Below are 17,866 nucleotides of genomic sequence, written 5' to 3'. Positions count from 1 at the left end.
TCATACTTAATATAAACACACCCTAAATAATTGTAAAAATGTTTATACCATTTAAATTAGCCAATCCGATAGATAAAAACTATTGATAAAAAAACAACAATCGCTACAACCAATTAAAACACGTAAAAAGATATTAAATGAAAAACAATAAATCCATTACCTTACAAGTGGTTATCGCGTATTACGTGTATCAAGCTATTTGATAAGTTATATGCAACAAAAAAAACAAAACACGTAATCCGATAATTTACACATCTACGTTTTATTTGAATTTTTATTTAATATAACTCGGTCAATCAATAAATGAATATATAATTAAACATTAAAATCCAACCACCTAATTATGAAATAAAAAACAAATAACAAAAAAGAAAGAAAACCAATAAAACTACTGCATAAAGCCAAATTATAAGATAATTTCGTTTGCAAAAATAGATTTTCACCCCCCCGCACATACAATAAAAAATAACTTATTCATATCAATTTAATTAAATAACATCAAAAAAAAATGTTATAAAAAAGCAATTAAGATTAATAAAAGTAAATATAAAAAACACTCTCCCTTAATAAAAATAAATCACCCCTATTCTTAATATCCTTAACACCTAATTTTTCCATTTGCGTTAACACATAAAATAATATTAAAAATATAATCACACATCATTAATAATGTAATAAAATAATAACCATGAACCCCAAAAATAATAAAAAACGCTTTGCTCATCTCAATAATATATTCATCTGCCTATCGGTATCATACGTTATATTGGTTCTGTTTTTTAGCGTTACGTTATGCCGTAAGTCGGATTATGACCTATACTTTTACACATTAGAGACTCGTACCAGAGCTCCTAATCCCGTCTCGATGCCACTTTCTATCCACAGCAAATTCCCCTTGAGATGATACAGTGACGAGCTCGTTTATGACTTGAGGAGAGAATTAGAAGCCCCCGATATTTGTTATTAATCTTATCTGGTCATAAATGGCGATACGCTAAAGGTGACGAGGGTTTAGACAGCGTAATTTGCTTGTCTGTAGCTTGGGGAAACGAATAGTGGTTACTATTTTTGCGCAGAAAACAGCACAGCAAGGTGGTAGGTATTACAAATGCAATCGCCCCCAATATGGGGGCGATTGCATTTAACTTTGTTTCACTCCCTACATGTTAAGGCCAGATGACTCGGAGTTCTCCTGTCCCAGACGCCTCACCAGCTCGTGCATTCGGCTTCATGCACGCGAAGAACGAGAGCTTATAGTTATAATTATCTTTGTTGCCCACAGTGTCTCGGGTCCCACCTGGCACTTCGTATTCGGTGGACCCCATCGTTCCCCACCGTACCTGTCCAGCTTTTCCTGTCATACCGCACGTGACGGCACCAGAGTTATTGTTGATAGCGATGACATTTCCAATCACGATATTGGCTGCAGTAATCCTCAGGTCAGGCCCTAAATACGCATTCCCAGGGCGCGCGGCCCAAGTGGCGTTAGCATAAACTTTCGGACGGTACTCATCTTTTTCGGCTTCAGGTACGACATCGCAGCTGATGTTTAAATTATTCGGTCCTATAAATGGAATGGCGTCATCCCCTAAGTGCCCAGTCCCGGTGATCGTAGAGACATGGTTCTGTACTTGGCAGGTACGCGGTTTGGGTTTTACGATCACGCGACCAGCAGGGGCGATGTTCACGCGCCAGCCAGTAATTTCATCTACAATTTGAAATCCTGGCATTTCATATACCCCCGGCTTAACGTTGGGCCCCACTATGATGGTCGGTCGTCCTTTGATATCCATCAATTCAGGTGCTTTGTAATCCTTCGCCGATGCCAATGCCCCTACCTTATTTGGCCCAACCTTACCCACTCCCGTTGCGGATACTTTACTGCTTTGTTTACCCATCGTTTTTTGGCCGTTTAAGATACTGGGACAAGTGTGGTCTATTTGAAAACTTGTGGTTGTACTTGGATAGAAGGCCGGATGAGCGTACTGCCCTGACAGTATGTTTCCTACTGTTAAGAGGGAATTTGGGATCCCTTGCATAAACCAGTATTGCGTTGCCGCCTCCCCTTCGGGGAACGATTGCCTTGGGAAGTGTGAGCAGCCCGCATTACCATAACATTCGGTCACATACCATGCTGCATTCCCCTGCGCACCGACACCCCATCCGACCGGTTGCGTTTGGCGAAGATTTGACGCTAATTGTGCGACACTATACTCTGCGCATGCTATCGGTTTCCAATGCTTCGCTATCATTACTCGATAATTACCATCTGGTATCAGCACACGCGGCCCCGCTGGATCCAGGACACCGTTACTCTTCAGGGTCACCACAGTGCCCTGAAAGGGCGCTGCTACAGCGGGGGCCCCACTATACACGTTCTCCCCAGCCTGTACATGCCTAAAAGCCCCAGAAGTACCAACACTAATCCCCGCACAGTTGGAAGCTCCTTCCCCTGGCCCAACACATAACTGCGCATTGGAATGAGTCGGATCCCTCATTAATATTACGCTGGCCGAGCCAGCGGGAAGAGTGTGGCTAAGTGAGTTGTTGGCCGGATCCGGTCGTACGAGTTTCAAATCACTCGGGAAGGAATTTGTGTTATACGGCTTGTAGTCCCGGGTGACGATCTGGTATGTAAGATCAGTCGATGAAATTTTTGTGACGCTGACAGCCGGTAGCTGGGTATTGGATCCCACGTTTACTTCATAATCTGCGGCCAACGCATTCCCCCCAACCAAGGCCATAGCCCATATTAGCCACTGTTTATGATATGCTTTCACTTGTTTATTTTTATCGTCATATTGACTCATCATACATTTCTACCTTAATGACTTAACCTTTAATTTAGGTGCTCATACCCAATTATTGGTAAAATTTATTTTTCCCATCGAACCCAACGGGTTATTCACATTTAACGCTAATTTGACGAATATCGGTGAGTGCGTTCTCTGGCTGTGACGAAACCGTAAATGGTGCTGAACATTGCTGGTCTGGAGCACTGCCCCATTTGGCTTCAATGACGCCACTTTCAGGTAGGCCTGATAAATATACCTGCCCGTCATCACCAACTATTCCACTAATTGACTCTAAATCATTTTGCCCTTGATAGGAGGCAACCCCCCCGAATGGCACATAGCCATCGCCTTTTTGCAGTGAAACCAATAATTGATAACCAACGCGGGTGGCAAACTTGACCTTGACGACCGCCCCTTGGGTCGGGTAAATACTCTCGTTGGTCTTAACAATATCCACGCCTTCTGGAAGCGTTGTTGGGTCAATCCCTACACTATTAAATTGGTAAGGTGTGAGTTGCGTCATTACGCCATAACCCCAACGGTTAATATCACTGCGTCCGTCAGTTAATTTCAGCCCTTTAGCTTCAGGGGCTTCAACTAACGCCATGGTTTCACCTAACGTATTAGCAAAAACAGCCCCACGGCTATGCAGTAGTACCCCACCGCTTAGGCTGGTATTAAATGATTGCGAATCTTTGGAGTAGTTATAACCCGTGTTCACATACCCTTTGGTCCCTTGGTAACCCAAGTTTAGGTTGGTATTGCTAATTTGTTGTTGGTTACCCCAACTTTGCATTGCACTATACGAAACGTCACCGTTCAATAAACTGCCCCTCACCCCCGCGTTATGGGAGGTTCGCCCTTTGTTATCGTGAGTCATCGAATAGTTGGAATAAACGCTTTGGTAGCCTGGCGCATAACTAAAAATAGAGAACGGTACGCTAACATTTAAGCTTAACTGTTTGTTTTCCGGCCAGTTTCCTTGGTCATCTTTCATCCGGTCTATATTATAGTTAATTGAATAACCTACCCCTTTATAGGAGCTACTGAAGCCTACCGACCCCCCTATTAACGTTCGGTTAGTCCCCCAGAATTCATCTCGGTTAGCACGCAGATAAATACTGCCTAACGTGCCTATCGTTTGGCTTAACATGCCTTGGATACTACTACGTCGTTTTTGCATGCTCCATGGGTTAACATCGTCTTTTAGGCGATAGCCCTGAGTATTATATTCACTGAAACTAAAGTAGTTTTCGGTTGAATAGCGCAGTGCTACAAGGTCTACAGCCGTACCTGTGGCTAACACAGACTTAGAATAGCGTAAGCGATACGACTGCCCTGACTTACTGCCTACATCATCGAATTTCGATTCTGACAAGGTAACGTCAGCAGAGATAGCACCAAATGACCCTAATGAAACCCCAGTTCCCAACGTACCAGATTGGTAGTTTTGCGACCCCACGACCCCACCGAATAAGGTGAAATTCTGCATAAAACCATACGCTAGGGTCCCTAAAATAAACTTATCTTTACGGGAGCCTACCGTTGAGCCACCATTATATTCACCCGCGGCAACTTCGTAATTCCAACGCCCAGGGCGTAACATAACGGCAATAGAAGAATACGGGACAATAAATTTACGTTCGCTACCGTCGGACTCCGTCACCGTGACATCTAAGTCACCGGAAACACCTGCCTGTTGAATATCACGGATATCAAAAGGCCCCGGTGCAACATACGTTTCATACACAACGTTACCGTTCTGCCGAATAGTAACCCGCGCATTACTGTTGGCGACCCCACTAACAGCAGGGGCATAACCACGCATTTGTTGCGGTAGCATTTGCTCATTGGTACGTATAGATGCCCCTTTAAAAGGGATGCCGTCAAAAATATCATTCCCCGTGCTGTACTCACCAATAAAAATCGTCGATAGCAACGGAATAATATCGCGAGTCACATAAGTATTATTAAAATCCGTATTGGTGTATTTCTGGTTACCGGATTCGCTATGGCTATAATTAAAGTTTGTTTTGACTCGCCAAGCACCAAGCGATAATACCGAACGGACTGAGGCATAAAAGTTTTTGCTGCGCGTGTTGCCCGCATTTCCGCTAGTTTTCGTGGTCCCATAGCTCATGTTATAGTTATTACTTAATGCAGGGATACCGTCATCCCACAGATCAGGGGAAATATACCCACGGAAATTCGGGGTCATCGCGATTTGGGGAACGCTGATATCGACCTTTAATTGGGATAAGTCTAACCGAGTGCTTGCATTGGGAATATATTCGCGTATATCGTCAATTTCTGCGTCTTCTGCGACACCTTTAAATTTTTCAATTTGCGGTATATTTACCCCTATTGATTGTAAATACGCAGGGGTCAGTACGGCCGAAAGGTTACCGTCTGGTAAGCGACGAAATAATACTGACTTTTGTCCAATAACTTGGTTATTAATAATCACAGTGACCAAGTATTCCCCTTCAACTGCTCCCCCTTCTTTAGAAAATACAGAAAGGTCGACATTTTCGGCATCAACACCTAAAAAGCCAGATTCAAAGTAATCATCCCCATAGGCGGGTAAACAAGCCGTTATTAAAGCAAGAAATATAGGGCTAAACCGGAACGTACTTTGTTTGACCCTACTTTGTTTTGGTTGAATCGCGTTCATGATTGCCCCATATCCTTATTCAATTTTTTTAATTTAGAAATTTAGAAATTTAGAATGCAATAGCCCCGTAACGCTTAATGTAAGCATTACTTATTCGGTTATTTAATATTGCATTTGTAATTTAATTAACGATTATTTTTATTTCTTCATTTCTATTTATTCCTTCATTTCCATTAATGAAATTTTAATTTAGCTTCAGCTGTTTTTGGGATGTGCTCATACCTATTTCATTAATTAAGCTCCAAGTCACCTCAATATTATTTGTTAAGGTTGTTGGATACCGTTTTTGACTAAAAGGAGGGATCATCTCATATAATATGTCATCCTTGACCTTATTCCCTCCCATAGAAAGCGAGTTAAAAGTGATGTAATACGGTGTTGGGTTAGACGCAACGATATCTTTGCCTTGCAAGGTGAATTGCAGCTTGTCATTTATTTGTTCGTAAGTTAATTTCTCTATTCCTGCTGGCCGATAATACAGTTTTAATACATTGGTTAATGCAAAAGTAAGTGTGCTTGATTGTTCTGTTTCATCCTTACTGTTGACCGTTTTACTCGGAATGGCTTTTAGGCTTAACCCTAAAACTGATTCTCTGTCGGTTGGTAAGCTTGAGCTATCGACTAAACGTACACGTACAGTCAGCGTTTCCCCCCCTTTAAATAACTGTAACGGTGGGAGAACAATAAAAGGAACCTTACTTGGTTGTGCGTCACTCGCTGTTGTATTTTGTTTCTCCAATTGAACAATTTGGCTTTGTAACAAATAAGGTTCACCCATATTATTTGTCAACGTATAACCTGCACCACCTTTTCCCTCTTGGTTATAAAAAGCCCGAGTATTATTTAAGATAATGCCCTCTGCCGCATTTGGTGCAGCATAGGCACTACCCATCAATAAGGAAATACTGTTGATGCATAAAAAAAAGCCAACTAAATAGTTTTTTTGCAGACCATAACCACATAAAGCGGCTTTATTCCTTACATTAGAAGCACCACGGCTCTTTTTAGCTAGCATATTAATTTCCTATCGTACTAGTAAAGACTTTGGTCACATCACCAAGATCGGTAATCCCTTGCCATGTGACTGTGGTTGCAGTGCCAATTTCGTGCTTAAACGTTTTTTGCTCAAATGGCGCAACCATAGCCCCTACATTGTCCACCTCAACGACTTTGTTACCCACTTTTAACTCAGAAAACGTGACATGGTAAGGAGTAGGGTTATTGACTTTCACGCCACCAGCTACACGTTGAAATGTCAGTTTGCTCGGAGCCTCTGCGGGTAGCTCAGTTAGCCCTTCTGGACGATAAAATAATTTGATAATTAATTGCAGCCCGACGGTCATTTTCCCTGCCACCATGCCTTCAGAGTCCTGCTCATTTTTCCCTGAGCTCGGAATTGCCAAAAAGCTTAAGTAATACACAGACTCACGATCTTTCGGTAATGTTTTACCCGGTTGGCGAAGAATACGCAGCGCATTTTCACTATTCGCCTCTAAACGCGCAATTGGCGGGGTCAAGATAAAAGGTGAATTATTAGCATTCGAAGCGGTCTCATCTAATGTTGTTAATACATCAGATTTAACGAGGTAAGGTGCATCCCCGTTATTACGTACCGTTGTTAACGCACTCTTATCACCTTCGTTAAAAATAACGCGGGTTTGTAATACTTGCACTCCACCGGCAGCATTTGCCAAGCCCGTTGAAAATAAAGTTAATAACAGTATTGCGCGGATTTTTTTTAATAAAATAAACATATTACAGTTACTCATATAGAAATTGGTAAGTGATAGTGGCATTAACCGTGCCGGCTTTTAGCCCTGTCCCTTCTTGACATGTGCCGCATGAAAGTGCCGCTTCTAATTTTAAATCAGTTAATTTATTTGGCTGCCCAGCAACTGGGGTAAGGCTGATCACGCTACCATTAGCTAAAACAGCACCGTTCACTTTATCTTCTTTTAGTCGCACACCAAACCCCACTGAGCCTGTTGTGACATTATTCCTAAATAGCGTTGTCGTTCCCTGTGTAATCGTCGTGCCGACCACTCTCAATTTTGGGGTTATCCCAGGCCCCGCACAACTTTTCCCTGAAAACATAATAGAGAATTTTTGCGGAGTGACCCCACTATCGGCTGCCTTTACAATATCTTTCCATATTGTATCTGCGAAAATAATTGAGGGTTTTGAAATCGAAATATCGCAAGTTCCCCTTTGTAGGGTTAATTTGAAATTTAATGGAAGAGTCTGTGAACCCGCTAAGAGGGGGAAAGGGCTATAGCCTAAGCACAAACTCAATAATGCTGTAGTTAAAAAGCAGGTTGTATTTTTTTTAGTGTATTTTTGCATCATAAGTGCTCCCTGCTAGTTAGTGGAAAATTGAAAAACGATGGTGGCACTCACTTTCCCCATAGAGGCACCAGAAGAGGCGGTTGACCTAACTAAACCCGCGGTATATAAGTCTGTTCCTTTCATTATGTTATAAGTCGCATTAGGCTGGTACGCACCCGCTATATTAAAGAAATTGTCTAGGTTATAACTATGAGTTCGCCGGAGCATCACACCAAAATTTTTGGCACCCGTAGCGCTAGCTTCGGTATCTGAAAATATTTTATTCTCCCCCGATGCTATTGGGGTCGCTGATAGTCTCATTCTGACACCGCTCACTGAGGATGATTCACAATCAGATTTAATGGTAAATTTCACTAAGTCTGCGGTTGACCCAGGTTTGACGCTATCAATACTGACCGATTTAAACGTAAAATTATTCCCTTCAACAATAGAAAAATCACAACTTGGGGGCAATATGAGCCCAGAAAACTCTTGATTTATATTATCAACGGCATAAACAGACGACGACCCGATAGCAATACAAGCCACGGCGAATAATGCTTGTTTTATGTATGTTTGTATGGCCATTTATCACCTCTTATTAGCCCAATGACTGCATCTTATGACTTATCCATCTCGAACAATAAAACGATTAAAGCGGGGCAAAAAGCGAATTACGGTGTGCCCCTGAATAATTACTTAAATTCAGCAGAAAATGTAACTAAAGCCTCAACTGTACCTATTCTTGGGGTGAGATTCCCACTTGCCCTAACCATCCCAACAGTCCATTCTTTGGTAGACCCCGCCGCTGCCCCTCCTGTTGTCAAACCATGAGACACACTGCTATAGTTTAAAACCGCAGAGTCTTCATCATAAAAAGTCGCTGCGGTTACACCTGCTACCTTTGGCCTGATCATAAAACCATATTGATTTGATGTTGACGACGTAGTCCTAAAAATCATATTTTTACCAGTAAGGAAGGCACCTGATATTCTCACGACAGGCGTATTCGTTGTCGCACAGGTAATTTTGGTTGTTAGATCTTGAATTTCGGATGCTTTACCTGCCGCAAGGTTATCAATAGAGACTTTTGCAAATGTAAAACTCGCCCCTTGCGGAATAGAAATATCGCAGGTCCCCGCTGTGACTTCCCCTCCAAAATTAACAATTTGGCTAGCAGCCCCCCAAGCAGCCTGACTACTGATTAATGCACACGTGGCACCGATTAATGCCATATTCAATTTATTCATTCTATCCCTCTACTTCTCTCTTGTTTCCCATCATAAGCGGCATAAACAAACGATGGCCCGATAGCAATACAAGCCACAGCGAATAATGTTTGTTTTACATGTGTTTGCATGAACATGTATCACCCCTTATTAGCCCAATAACAGCATCTTATGACTTATCCATCTCGAACAATAAAACGACTAAAGCGGGGCAAAAAACGAATTTCGCTGTGCCCCGTAATAATTACTTAAATAAGGCAAGAAATGTCACTGAAGCTTGAACTGAGCCTATGCTTGGAGCAGTTGATCCTGCTGCCCTAACCATCCCTACAGTCCACTCCTTGGTAGAGCCTGCCACTGCCCCCCCCGTTGTTAAACCATGAGACGTAATAGCATTGTTTTTAATAGCGGTGTTTTCATCATAAAAAGTCGCAGCGGTTACCCCAGTAGTCTTTGGCCTGATCATAAAGCCATAATCTTTTGACTCTGACGACGCATCTCTAAATATCATCGTCTTTGCAGAAGGAGTACTAAGGACAGTCCCATAAATTCTCAGATCAGGCGTATTCGTTGTCGCACAATTAATTTTTGATGTTAGATCTTTAATTTCGGATGCTTTGCCTGCCGCAAGGCTATCAACAGAAACTTTAGCAAATGTAAAAGTCGCCCCTTGTACAATAGAAATATCGCAGGTCCCCGCTGTAACTTCCCCGTTAAATTTAACGATTTGGCTAGTAGCCCCCCAAGCAGCCTGACTACTGATTAATGCACACGTGGCACCGATTAATGCCATATTGAATTTATTCATTCTATCCCTCTAATTTTATATTCTTTTAAAATGCTTTCTTGCAGTGTATTTAAAACCCTGAACATTGCATGGATGTATTACTTAAATGCCACGGAGAATTTAACTGATGCCTCAACATCACCCGCTTTAGCGGATGCTGCCGTACCATCTGCTCTTACCAGGCCTATCATCCATTTTTTCTCAGTTTCTGTACCGGCACCGACAGTACCATAATCAGTGGTACTCGCTGGGCTTACCGCATCCGTTTCACTGTAAAAATTCGCTGCTGTTAGGCCAGTTTTATCTTCCCTAACCATAAAACCAAATCCCTGGGCAGAATTGGCTTTAGCATCAAAGAAAATCATTCCTTTTGTCGGTAGCACAGTTCCTGAGAGTTTAATTTCAGGTTTATTTGCAGTGGCACATTTAACCACGGTGGTTAACGGTTTAATTTCAGTCGCCTTTCCCTCAGCTGTTGCATCAATAGACTTAGATGAAAAAGACATCGGCATAGTTTCTTTAAATGAAATATCACAGGTACCAACCGTGATAGAGCTTTTAAATTGTGCCGTTGCATCACTGGCTGCTGATGCAGACCCCGTGGCTCCTAATATACAAATAACCGCAGCCAGAACTGGCTTTATTAAATTATGTTTACTCATACAACACCTCTATTGTTTTGTTTTAAAGTTTTTATTTATGGGCTCTTAATAAACCACCCTGCCTTAATCGTTATAATCAATACAATTAAATTGATAACTTATTTCGGCTATTTTATGGTTAACTTATAGTTATCTCGGCCGCCTAAGTCATTGTATATCTCTAACTCGGCTTCCCCATGGTTAGGAACTGACGGATAAGCTCTCTCGCCAAAGGGGGGAATTAAACTTTCGGGTTTCGCTTGGTCAAGCGTAATAGCTGTGTTATTTACTTTTAATTTTGAGAGAGACATATAATAAGGGCTATTATTAATTACTTTTATTCCCTTAGGTTGACTTTTAATAACTAAATTCTCTTTCGCAACTTGTGGTAAGACATTGAGTTTAGCTGGACGATAAAATAATTTAATAATTAAAACTGAGGCAACTTTTACTTGTCCCTCAACAACCACTTCATCACTCAGACCTTCACCTTTTTTCCCTGCCGGAATTGAGGTGGCTTTGAAATAGAAAACCGACTCCCTATCTTGCGGTAAATTAGGGTTATTGGCTAAAATAGCAATTGACTGTTTATTGTTTTTTTCAATTCTAAATAAGGATGGTGTCACCACAAATGGGGTTTTACCGCCTTCTTTTAATACTTCGGGTTCGACAACAGCTTGAACTAAATAAGGTGATGAGGCATTTTCTTTATTGACCACCACTATATTGGCTTTTTTATTTTCAGCTGAAAATATAATTCGGTTTCTCTCTAAATAGATACTGGCATTCGCCACCGAAGTAAAACTGCAAACCAATAGCGCCAAAAAATAGGCTATATATTTATTTCTCATCATCTCACCCTTTAAACATTATTAAATGGGATAAGGTTACCCCTATCCCATTACGGTCAATAAAACTTACTGAACAAATGCAACTTTGATTGGGCTTGACAGACCTTCAGCTTTAACTTTAGTTAAATCTGCAGTTGCAACGTTAACGTCATAATCTACTGATAATGGCGTTGCTGCTGGGATAGTGAATGTTTGTGAAGAAAGCGCAGCATTCTTAACGATAGCTGGTGCAGTAAAGCCTGTTTTTTCTTTAATTAAGAAACCAGTATAGGCATTAGCATCCCTGCCAACGAATAACGTTTGGTTTGCATCGTGTGTTGAAGTTTGGCCAGTGATCACTAAAGAACCTGTTTGATCAGCTGCTGAACCTGCACAATCAACTTTAACTGGTAAAATCGCACCATTTGGTACTGGAGTCATAACTGGAACAGCTTTTACATCAGCAACAGAATAAGTACCAACGTCCAAAGTCGCATTGTTATTATTCACTTCGATATTACAAGTAGAGTCAGAAATAGTTGCCAGTAAAGTAACATCAGCGTTATTAGCAGCTTGTGCACCCATAGAAACACCAGCGATAGCAGCAAGTAAAGCAGTAGCTAAAAATTTAGATTTCATATTAATCTCTCATTTATTGAATTGTATAAAACTTCCATTAAAAACCCGTCTATTTATAGAAACGGATTGGGTATATCACTAGCGACCAATAACAAGGGTTGTTTTGGGCATACCTTACTAGTTGGCCAATAGTGTTATTCTTTTTTATTACAATTTTACTTTTAAATAATAAAACCGTAATTTTTATTACTCTATTTTTCGATAGACACAGAGTCTCTTAAACTCATTTGGAAAAATGAGCCTATTTTTTAAAATATATTTTAAATACAGTAAAAATATTTTACCTAACGTTACCAGACCTTCCCATAGCTATGGCCATCTGAAGGATGAGCATGGTGAATACCGAGGTCACTATCGAAACTAATCAGCTCCGAGTCAGGATAACGCTGATGTAATTCCGCATTTAAATACTTATAAAATTTACCTAACGGGATATCTAGTACAATGAGCAATTCCAACACCTGCCCAAGGGACATTTTATTTATACCACGTTCATAACGTGATATTTGCTGTTGACTAATCTTCAGTAGCTTGGCTAATTCGCTTCCCGTCATCGAGTGTTCTAATCTTATTTTTCGAATAAATTTGGCTACAATATCATTTCCTGAAGCTGCTACATTTATTTTATTAGAGGTGATTATCATATATAGTACCTTTTTAGTAACGCGGATTAATTTATTATATTCCCTTCACACGTTCATCTAATTTAGATTGAGTTTAGTTTTTACTCATTAGGTAGTACTTCCTTTCGATGAAACAATATTAATGTTTAATTTGATTCAGGGATAATTGTTTAAATCATTTAGTTCTTGCCATTTGATAGCTAGCAACTATCAAATGAAGATAACCGATCGTTATATACAATCAATAAAGGCACGATATGTTAAACATTTTAATAATATATTAAATAACAATAAGTTATAATGTTGAAAATAAAAGAGGATTTATAGAGTAATACAATAGGAATAAGATAAACGAACCCAAAAACCCATAAAAGGAGTATATCTAAAGGCAATATGTATTCATAGCTCAAAGTTTAATATATATTATAAGTTTATTTTTAAAACTCTAATTTTTATCCTTTTTAACTAATTCATTAATAATAGGCATGATGTCAAAACAAAAAAATAAAATATAACCAATTGAATTAAAAGCATTTTTAATTAAATATATTTTTATTATTAAAAATAAAAATATATTACAAATTGTATATTTCATTAAGTATCTGAGTGTACAGTCACATATTATCCCATCTAAGATTATTCTTAATTAAATAGATAAAAACATAAAAATCCAGATCTTAAAGAATATTTCACTAAACCTACCTTGCAGGTAAGTATATTTACTAATTTAAATTGGCTGTATTCTATGTGGAGTAAAAAAAATGAAACATATCGTAATATTTCCTGTTCATTTAATGATCAAAAATAATACAGTGGGTAAATTATTGGCGAATATTACATAATTATTACAATAAAACTAAAATTAACATCCGCCCTATAACTGAGAAGAAATTAGTTAAAACCTACGAAAACTACAGCTTATATTTACATTATTTCTAATTACCTATCGTTTATTACCTATTTTAAAGGTAATTAGTGTAGAGAGCGTTGCTTCTTGGTGTTTTTCTGTTTATCGCGAGATCTAGGTTATCAAAAATCATATTCACTAATGAGGAGTGAACACTCTTAGGAAGAAGTTTTATAAGGACAGGTATTGGCTTTCAAGTCGGTGCTGTATTCACCCCGTCACCAATATGAATAACAGAGTGTGCTCAAAAATAGGGCAGATACCTGTCGGAACCCCTCACTTTCACATTGAATCGATGATTGATAGTAGAGGAGTAAAGGTCTTTTTCTATAGGCCTGATTGACTTAACCCGCTCATCCCCGAGTAAAAATATTAAATTGTCTATTCTATATGCGCCCTTATCACTACTCGGTAACCAGCGTTTCTTAGAAAGACTGTAGTATAAAGCATACATAAAATGGTAGGGGAACAGTTCTTACTCATGCCCCTTATCCCATCTCAGATACCTTCTGTCGTGAAAAGACTTCGTATCCCCCCTTCCCCAAAAAAGTATTGCAATGATTTGTTAAAAGAGAAGTCTATACGCAGAGGGGGTGTATCACACCTTATTAAAAGAAGGCATTAATATCTTATTAAAAATTGATTTTGTTGGTAATTATAGGGGACTTAAAAAAGCTGGAACAGTAGTGTAATCGCCTATACAACTTTATATACCGAAATAAATACCGTTCAAGGCATTAATGGGGACGGTGTTGGGCTGCGACCATCATTAAATACTTGGCCAAAACGAGGATGACCTTGGTTCCACGCCTCAACAGCCTCGATAATTTCAGCTTTAGTACGCCCAATAAAATTCCACCACATTAATATAGTTTCATTTAAAGGTTCGCCCCCAAGTAATAAGATGTGGCTATTTGAAGCAAACCGCACAACAACTTCAGAATTGTTTTTGCCTAAATACACTAATTGATTCGTACCTACGTGTTGCCCATCAACAATCACAGCTCCTTCAATAACAAAAATACCGTATTCAAATTCAGACTGTAACGTTAAGCTATGTTCAACACTTTTTTGAGCAATAATATCGACTCCAACTAAAGGAGAAAAGCTCAACGTCGGCGCTTTATAAGCCCCGTATTCACCCACTAACAAGTGGAATTGGGTTTGCCCTTCAAGCCAATTCGGTAAAATAGGATAATGATCAAAACGAGGTATTGTATCTTTAACGGCTTCCGGCAATGCTATCCATAACTGCACTGCATGGAGTTTATGGTTTGCTCCATAAGTGTCTTCTGAATGGCTGATCCCATATCCTGCTGTCATTAAATTAACTTGCCGCGGCCGAATAACTTGCTCATAACCTAAGCTATCGCGGTGTAATACTTCCCCTTCTATCATCCAAGTGAAAGTTTGTAAGCCAGTATGAGGATGAGGAGCCACCTTCATTCCTTCGGAATTCCCTTTAAAAACAGTAGGACCTGCATGATCAAGAAAACACCATGCGCCAATTAACCTACGTTCTCTTGTAGGTAAAACCCGAGCGACAGGGATGCCCCCAACATCTTTGGAACGCGCTGTAATCAACTGCAATTCTGTTTTCTTATCATTGGATTCAATAGTCATGACTACCTCATCGGTCATTAAAGAATATTATTGTCGAATATCATTATATTCAGGAGTTCTATCAAATATCGCTTTCGCAAACGGGCACAGCGGGATAACTTTGCGCCTTTCTTTTCTCATACGCTCTACGACTTTAGCAACAAGCAATTTTGCGATCCCCTGTCCTTTTAAGCTTTCATCAACCAATGTGTGATCAATAATCGCTAATTCGTCTCCTGTATATACAAAGGTTATCTCTGCGAGACGAGTTTGCTTATCATCAGATAAAATAAAAAAGCTGTTGTGGTCAGATTGGATATTCATCATAAATAGCTCTTCTTAAAAACCTAACGTTAATCCAGAGTAAGCGACATAACCTGAAAAGACAACTGCCCACCTTTGTTGATATGATCCAAATATTTTGAAGTGAACAGAGTCAAAAAATACATGACCAATAGCAAAACTGATGTCGGCTATGACTGTCTGAATATTTTATGACTCCATAATTTAATGTGTAAGGGATGACAGGGTATTTTTGTGTTTAACGACTAAATTCTAATGGAAGCCCACTCGTATTATTATGTATATAAATTAAGGATAGTATGCAACCTGTAGCTGTAGATGTTTTTTAATGGATAATATTCTTATTTTAGCCGATGGTAACTACCGTATTATTTTTCGCTACATCAACAAACTCAGTACATAACGGCGAAAATTCAGTGGTTATTAAATAGTTATTTTTACTTACCATTACTATTCATCAACGCTAATCAATGATAAGTCTATCATTACGTCTATTGACTGAATCCCCCTGTACATAAGTGCTTTCTATCATAACAGCTTCGAGTAAATTACCCGTTATCCGTTTAATTTATCCGCTAGTATTTTAACTTTTCAATATATCAATTAAACTAATACAAACATATAGAACAGAGAAATATAACAATATCTATCTTATTAATTGTACTACTTGACTACTCACTGACAGGAATATGTAATGAAAGTACCATGCTTAAAAATATTATTATCACTTTCAACAATTTATATATGTAGTTCTTATAGCGATGAAAATTTGAATGCTGGTTACGCTAAGCTACTTGCACTTTCATTGACAGATGACATTAGCGCTTCAACACTTCATGCTGAGGGGTTTAACTACGAAAAATATTCTTTACCATATGAATTCAAAGACCTTTATCTAATAGATGATTACTCTTTTTCTATGCAATTGAAAGGTAATTACCTTAAAGTTAAATCGTCACTAGTTAATATTGACTCTTTAGGCAATCTACGCGCCCGTTGGGATATTTTTAGTCTATCTGCATCACCAAAAGTTTCCTACCAAATAAACGAAAAGTTCAGCCTAGAAAATGAGCTAGAATTAGGTTATGCAAATATGAGCAATAATTCCACCTTTCATGGTAGTCAACAAATGAAAGACGTATTGCGCGATGAAGGGTTATTAGATTGGAACGTAAATTCATTTCATATAACACCTAAACTTGGCCTGAGAAACACAAATATCCTAGACAATAATGATGAATTGAATCTATATGGCCATATATCCTATATGTTTACTAATGGTTTTGGAAAGACAAAAGGCCTAAACGTCAATAGCAGTACCGGAACATGGTCGATTGGTGGTGAATATGTTATGACGGAACTCATCAGTATAAATGACATTAACTTCAATCTAATCTTATCCAATGATATCGGCGGGTTCTATGGAAAGGACTATAGAGAATTGTCATTTGGTTTTATAAATAATACCTCTGTCGCATTAGAAACCCCCATTAATATCTATGATAACCAAGTAAAAGTAAAAGCTGGGATAGGCTACCTATCAAGCGATAACGCACATGGTATAGCCTTAACCTTGGGAATAAGGTAGGCGTTATTTCAATACGATGATTTAAATCGATAAACGTTAGGTTTTGGCATTATTGACCATAACGTTAATTTATCAACCGTTTTCCAATAGGCGATAGCAAACGTTGGAACCATGTAATTATGCAAGGAGAGCACTATATATAGCACTCATTATATTGTTATTAAATGATCATTTAATAACCTAACTTTCATTCTATTCGAATTTCTATATAACCAAGAACATGACTAGGCTATTTTTGATGCCTGTTTTTTCTTGGTTCAATGAGATGCTTAGACCGCATAAATATGCATTTATTATTAATTTTAACGCAGATAATAAAACACCAACTAGAGTAAAAGTGAAGCTTACCCTTTAACTATATAAAGTAAAAACTTGTTCCTCCTCACCCTCACTCCAACACGACCTTTTAGATTACAACCCAGTTTTGCACTTGTAACCAAATAGCAGTGGCTATTCACCCTAGTTTTTAATACTCCATGTTTTGCTATGACTGTAATGCTGTTCTATAGAGCGTACTTCCTCAAGGTCCAAAAAGAGCAGTCATTTTTATTGAGTACTCATCTATTTCTTTTCATAAAATAATTTCTAATCAAAAAGAGGATAGTCACACACTAAACGAGTAAATATTCTTATGAATCACTTTGTAATACTTTGAAAAAAAATATTACAAAAAGATTTAAATGACACTTTTTAATTATAAGCATAAAAACAACACACGTTAGATGTTGATATTATTGACTTTTAAATTTACAACCAAGATAACCCCAAAAAAACGTAGATTTCCCGTCACATTTATTGATAAGAAAAGTTGATTTATTGAATCAGTGAAGATATAAAGAAAATAATTACATAAGTTAAATGAATGGAATTCAATTGCAACCATTTAACAATACACAATTCAATATATTCACTAAAACTGAAGG

Annotated in this window: 15 protein-coding genes; 1 reads left to right on the top strand and 14 read right to left on the bottom strand. The window is 38.7% G+C overall.

Annotated features, from left to right (window positions below; translation table 11 throughout):
* Positions 1 to 1,166: 1,166 nt before the first annotated feature.
* From ACHB7C_RS00435 to ACHB7C_RS00370, 14 genes are all read right to left on the bottom strand, one after another.
* Positions 1,167 to 2,813 carry a hypothetical protein gene (locus ACHB7C_RS00435; RefSeq protein ID WP_198861277.1) on the bottom strand — a complete coding sequence of 549 codons (1,647 nt, stop codon included), beginning with the start codon at positions 2,811 to 2,813 and terminating at the stop codon, positions 1,167 to 1,169.
* 88 nt (positions 2,814 to 2,901) lie between these two features.
* Positions 2,902 to 5,469, bottom strand: a complete 2,568-nt coding sequence (locus ACHB7C_RS00430) for a fimbria/pilus outer membrane usher protein (protein ID WP_395346114.1) — start codon at positions 5,467 to 5,469, stop codon at positions 2,902 to 2,904.
* Positions 5,470 to 5,653: 184 nt separating this feature from the next.
* Positions 5,654 to 6,484, bottom strand: coding sequence for a molecular chaperone (locus ACHB7C_RS00425; RefSeq protein WP_198861275.1), 831 nt, complete (start codon positions 6,482 to 6,484; stop codon positions 5,654 to 5,656).
* Between the two features lies 1 nt (position 6,485).
* Positions 6,486 to 7,223, bottom strand: coding sequence for a molecular chaperone (locus tag ACHB7C_RS00420; RefSeq protein ID WP_198861274.1), 738 nt, complete (start codon positions 7,221 to 7,223; stop codon positions 6,486 to 6,488).
* 7 nt (positions 7,224 to 7,230) lie between these two features.
* Positions 7,231 to 7,815 carry a fimbrial protein gene (locus ACHB7C_RS00415; RefSeq protein WP_198861273.1) on the bottom strand — a complete coding sequence of 195 codons (585 nt, stop codon included), beginning with the start codon at positions 7,813 to 7,815 and terminating at the stop codon, positions 7,231 to 7,233.
* A gap of 12 nt (positions 7,816 to 7,827) precedes the next feature.
* Positions 7,828 to 8,382 (bottom strand): fimbrial protein, encoded by a 555-nt coding sequence (locus tag ACHB7C_RS00410; RefSeq protein WP_198861272.1) that lies wholly within the window; start codon positions 8,380 to 8,382, stop codon positions 7,828 to 7,830.
* A 107-nt stretch (positions 8,383 to 8,489) separates the two neighbouring features.
* The gene (locus tag ACHB7C_RS00405; protein WP_395346111.1) at positions 8,490 to 9,044 is read right to left on the bottom strand and encodes a fimbrial protein; all 555 of its coding nucleotides are present in this window, start codon (positions 9,042 to 9,044) and stop codon (positions 8,490 to 8,492) included.
* A 223-nt stretch (positions 9,045 to 9,267) separates the two neighbouring features.
* Positions 9,268 to 9,831, bottom strand: coding sequence for a fimbrial protein (locus ACHB7C_RS00400; RefSeq protein ID WP_349483610.1), 564 nt, complete (start codon positions 9,829 to 9,831; stop codon positions 9,268 to 9,270).
* Positions 9,832 to 9,908: 77 nt separating this feature from the next.
* Entirely contained in the window at positions 9,909 to 10,472 is a 564-nt protein-coding gene (locus ACHB7C_RS00395) for a hypothetical protein (RefSeq protein ID WP_349483611.1), read from the bottom strand.
* A 107-nt stretch (positions 10,473 to 10,579) separates the two neighbouring features.
* On the bottom strand, positions 10,580 to 11,302 hold the full coding sequence (locus tag ACHB7C_RS00390; protein ID WP_198861268.1) for a molecular chaperone: 723 nt from the start codon (positions 11,300 to 11,302) through the stop codon (positions 10,580 to 10,582).
* 66 nt (positions 11,303 to 11,368) lie between these two features.
* Positions 11,369 to 11,920 carry a hypothetical protein gene (locus ACHB7C_RS00385; RefSeq protein ID WP_349483612.1) on the bottom strand — a complete coding sequence of 184 codons (552 nt, stop codon included), beginning with the start codon at positions 11,918 to 11,920 and terminating at the stop codon, positions 11,369 to 11,371.
* Positions 11,921 to 12,210: 290 nt separating this feature from the next.
* Positions 12,211 to 12,564 (bottom strand): helix-turn-helix domain-containing protein, encoded by a 354-nt coding sequence (locus tag ACHB7C_RS00380; RefSeq protein WP_198861266.1) that lies wholly within the window; start codon positions 12,562 to 12,564, stop codon positions 12,211 to 12,213.
* A 1,615-nt stretch (positions 12,565 to 14,179) separates the two neighbouring features.
* Positions 14,180 to 15,073: a pirin family protein gene (locus tag ACHB7C_RS00375; RefSeq protein ID WP_210831985.1), complete on the bottom strand. Its 894-nt coding sequence runs from the start codon at positions 15,071 to 15,073 to the stop codon at positions 14,180 to 14,182.
* A gap of 27 nt (positions 15,074 to 15,100) precedes the next feature.
* The gene (locus ACHB7C_RS00370) at positions 15,101 to 15,376 is read right to left on the bottom strand and encodes a GNAT family N-acetyltransferase (RefSeq protein ID WP_042848080.1); all 276 of its coding nucleotides are present in this window, start codon (positions 15,374 to 15,376) and stop codon (positions 15,101 to 15,103) included.
* 673 nt (positions 15,377 to 16,049) lie between these two features.
* Here ACHB7C_RS00370 and ACHB7C_RS00365 point away from each other — a divergent pair.
* Complete coding sequence (locus ACHB7C_RS00365) at positions 16,050 to 16,943, top strand: hypothetical protein (protein ID WP_166685827.1); 894 nt, start codon at positions 16,050 to 16,052, stop codon at positions 16,941 to 16,943.
* Positions 16,944 to 17,866: the final 923 nt, after the last annotated feature.

Origin of the sequence: Providencia sp. 2024EL-00732 (assembly GCF_044006275.1) — a bacterium.
GTDB lineage: Bacteria > Pseudomonadota > Gammaproteobacteria > Enterobacterales > Enterobacteriaceae > Providencia > Providencia huashanensis.
This window is presented reverse-complemented; position numbering and strand designations above follow the sequence as displayed.

What these genes read in the sequence shown, in the direction of transcription:
- ACHB7C_RS00400 (WP_349483610.1), bottom strand. Translation starts at nt 9,831, where the DNA reads ATGAATAAATTCAATATGGCATTAATCGGTGCCACGTGTGCATTAATC.
- ACHB7C_RS00435 (WP_198861277.1), bottom strand. Translation starts at nt 2,813, where the DNA reads ATGATGAGTCAATATGACGATAAAAATAAACAAGTGAAAGCATATCAT.
- ACHB7C_RS00365 (WP_166685827.1), top strand. Translation starts at nt 16,050, where the DNA reads ATGAAAGTACCATGCTTAAAAATATTATTATCACTTTCAACAATTTAT.
- ACHB7C_RS00415 (WP_198861273.1), bottom strand. Translation starts at nt 7,815, where the DNA reads ATGATGCAAAAATACACTAAAAAAAATACAACCTGCTTTTTAACTACA.
- ACHB7C_RS00380 (WP_198861266.1), bottom strand. Translation starts at nt 12,564, where the DNA reads ATGATAATCACCTCTAATAAAATAAATGTAGCAGCTTCAGGAAATGAT.
- ACHB7C_RS00405 (WP_395346111.1), bottom strand. Translation starts at nt 9,044, where the DNA reads ATGAATAAATTGAATATGGCATTAATCGGTGCCACGTGTGCATTAATC.
- ACHB7C_RS00420 (WP_198861274.1), bottom strand. Translation starts at nt 7,223, where the DNA reads ATGTTTATTTTATTAAAAAAAATCCGCGCAATACTGTTATTAACTTTA.
- ACHB7C_RS00385 (WP_349483612.1), bottom strand. Translation starts at nt 11,920, where the DNA reads ATGAAATCTAAATTTTTAGCTACTGCTTTACTTGCTGCTATCGCTGGT.
- ACHB7C_RS00390 (WP_198861268.1), bottom strand. Translation starts at nt 11,302, where the DNA reads ATGAGAAATAAATATATAGCCTATTTTTTGGCGCTATTGGTTTGCAGT.
- ACHB7C_RS00370 (WP_042848080.1), bottom strand. Translation starts at nt 15,376, where the DNA reads ATGAATATCCAATCTGACCACAACAGCTTTTTTATTTTATCTGATGAT.
- ACHB7C_RS00425 (WP_198861275.1), bottom strand. Translation starts at nt 6,484, where the DNA reads ATGCTAGCTAAAAAGAGCCGTGGTGCTTCTAATGTAAGGAATAAAGCC.
- ACHB7C_RS00395 (WP_349483611.1), bottom strand. Translation starts at nt 10,472, where the DNA reads ATGAGTAAACATAATTTAATAAAGCCAGTTCTGGCTGCGGTTATTTGT.
- ACHB7C_RS00410 (WP_198861272.1), bottom strand. Translation starts at nt 8,382, where the DNA reads ATGGCCATACAAACATACATAAAACAAGCATTATTCGCCGTGGCTTGT.
- ACHB7C_RS00375 (WP_210831985.1), bottom strand. Translation starts at nt 15,073, where the DNA reads ATGACTATTGAATCCAATGATAAGAAAACAGAATTGCAGTTGATTACA.
- ACHB7C_RS00430 (WP_395346114.1), bottom strand. Translation starts at nt 5,469, where the DNA reads ATGAACGCGATTCAACCAAAACAAAGTAGGGTCAAACAAAGTACGTTC.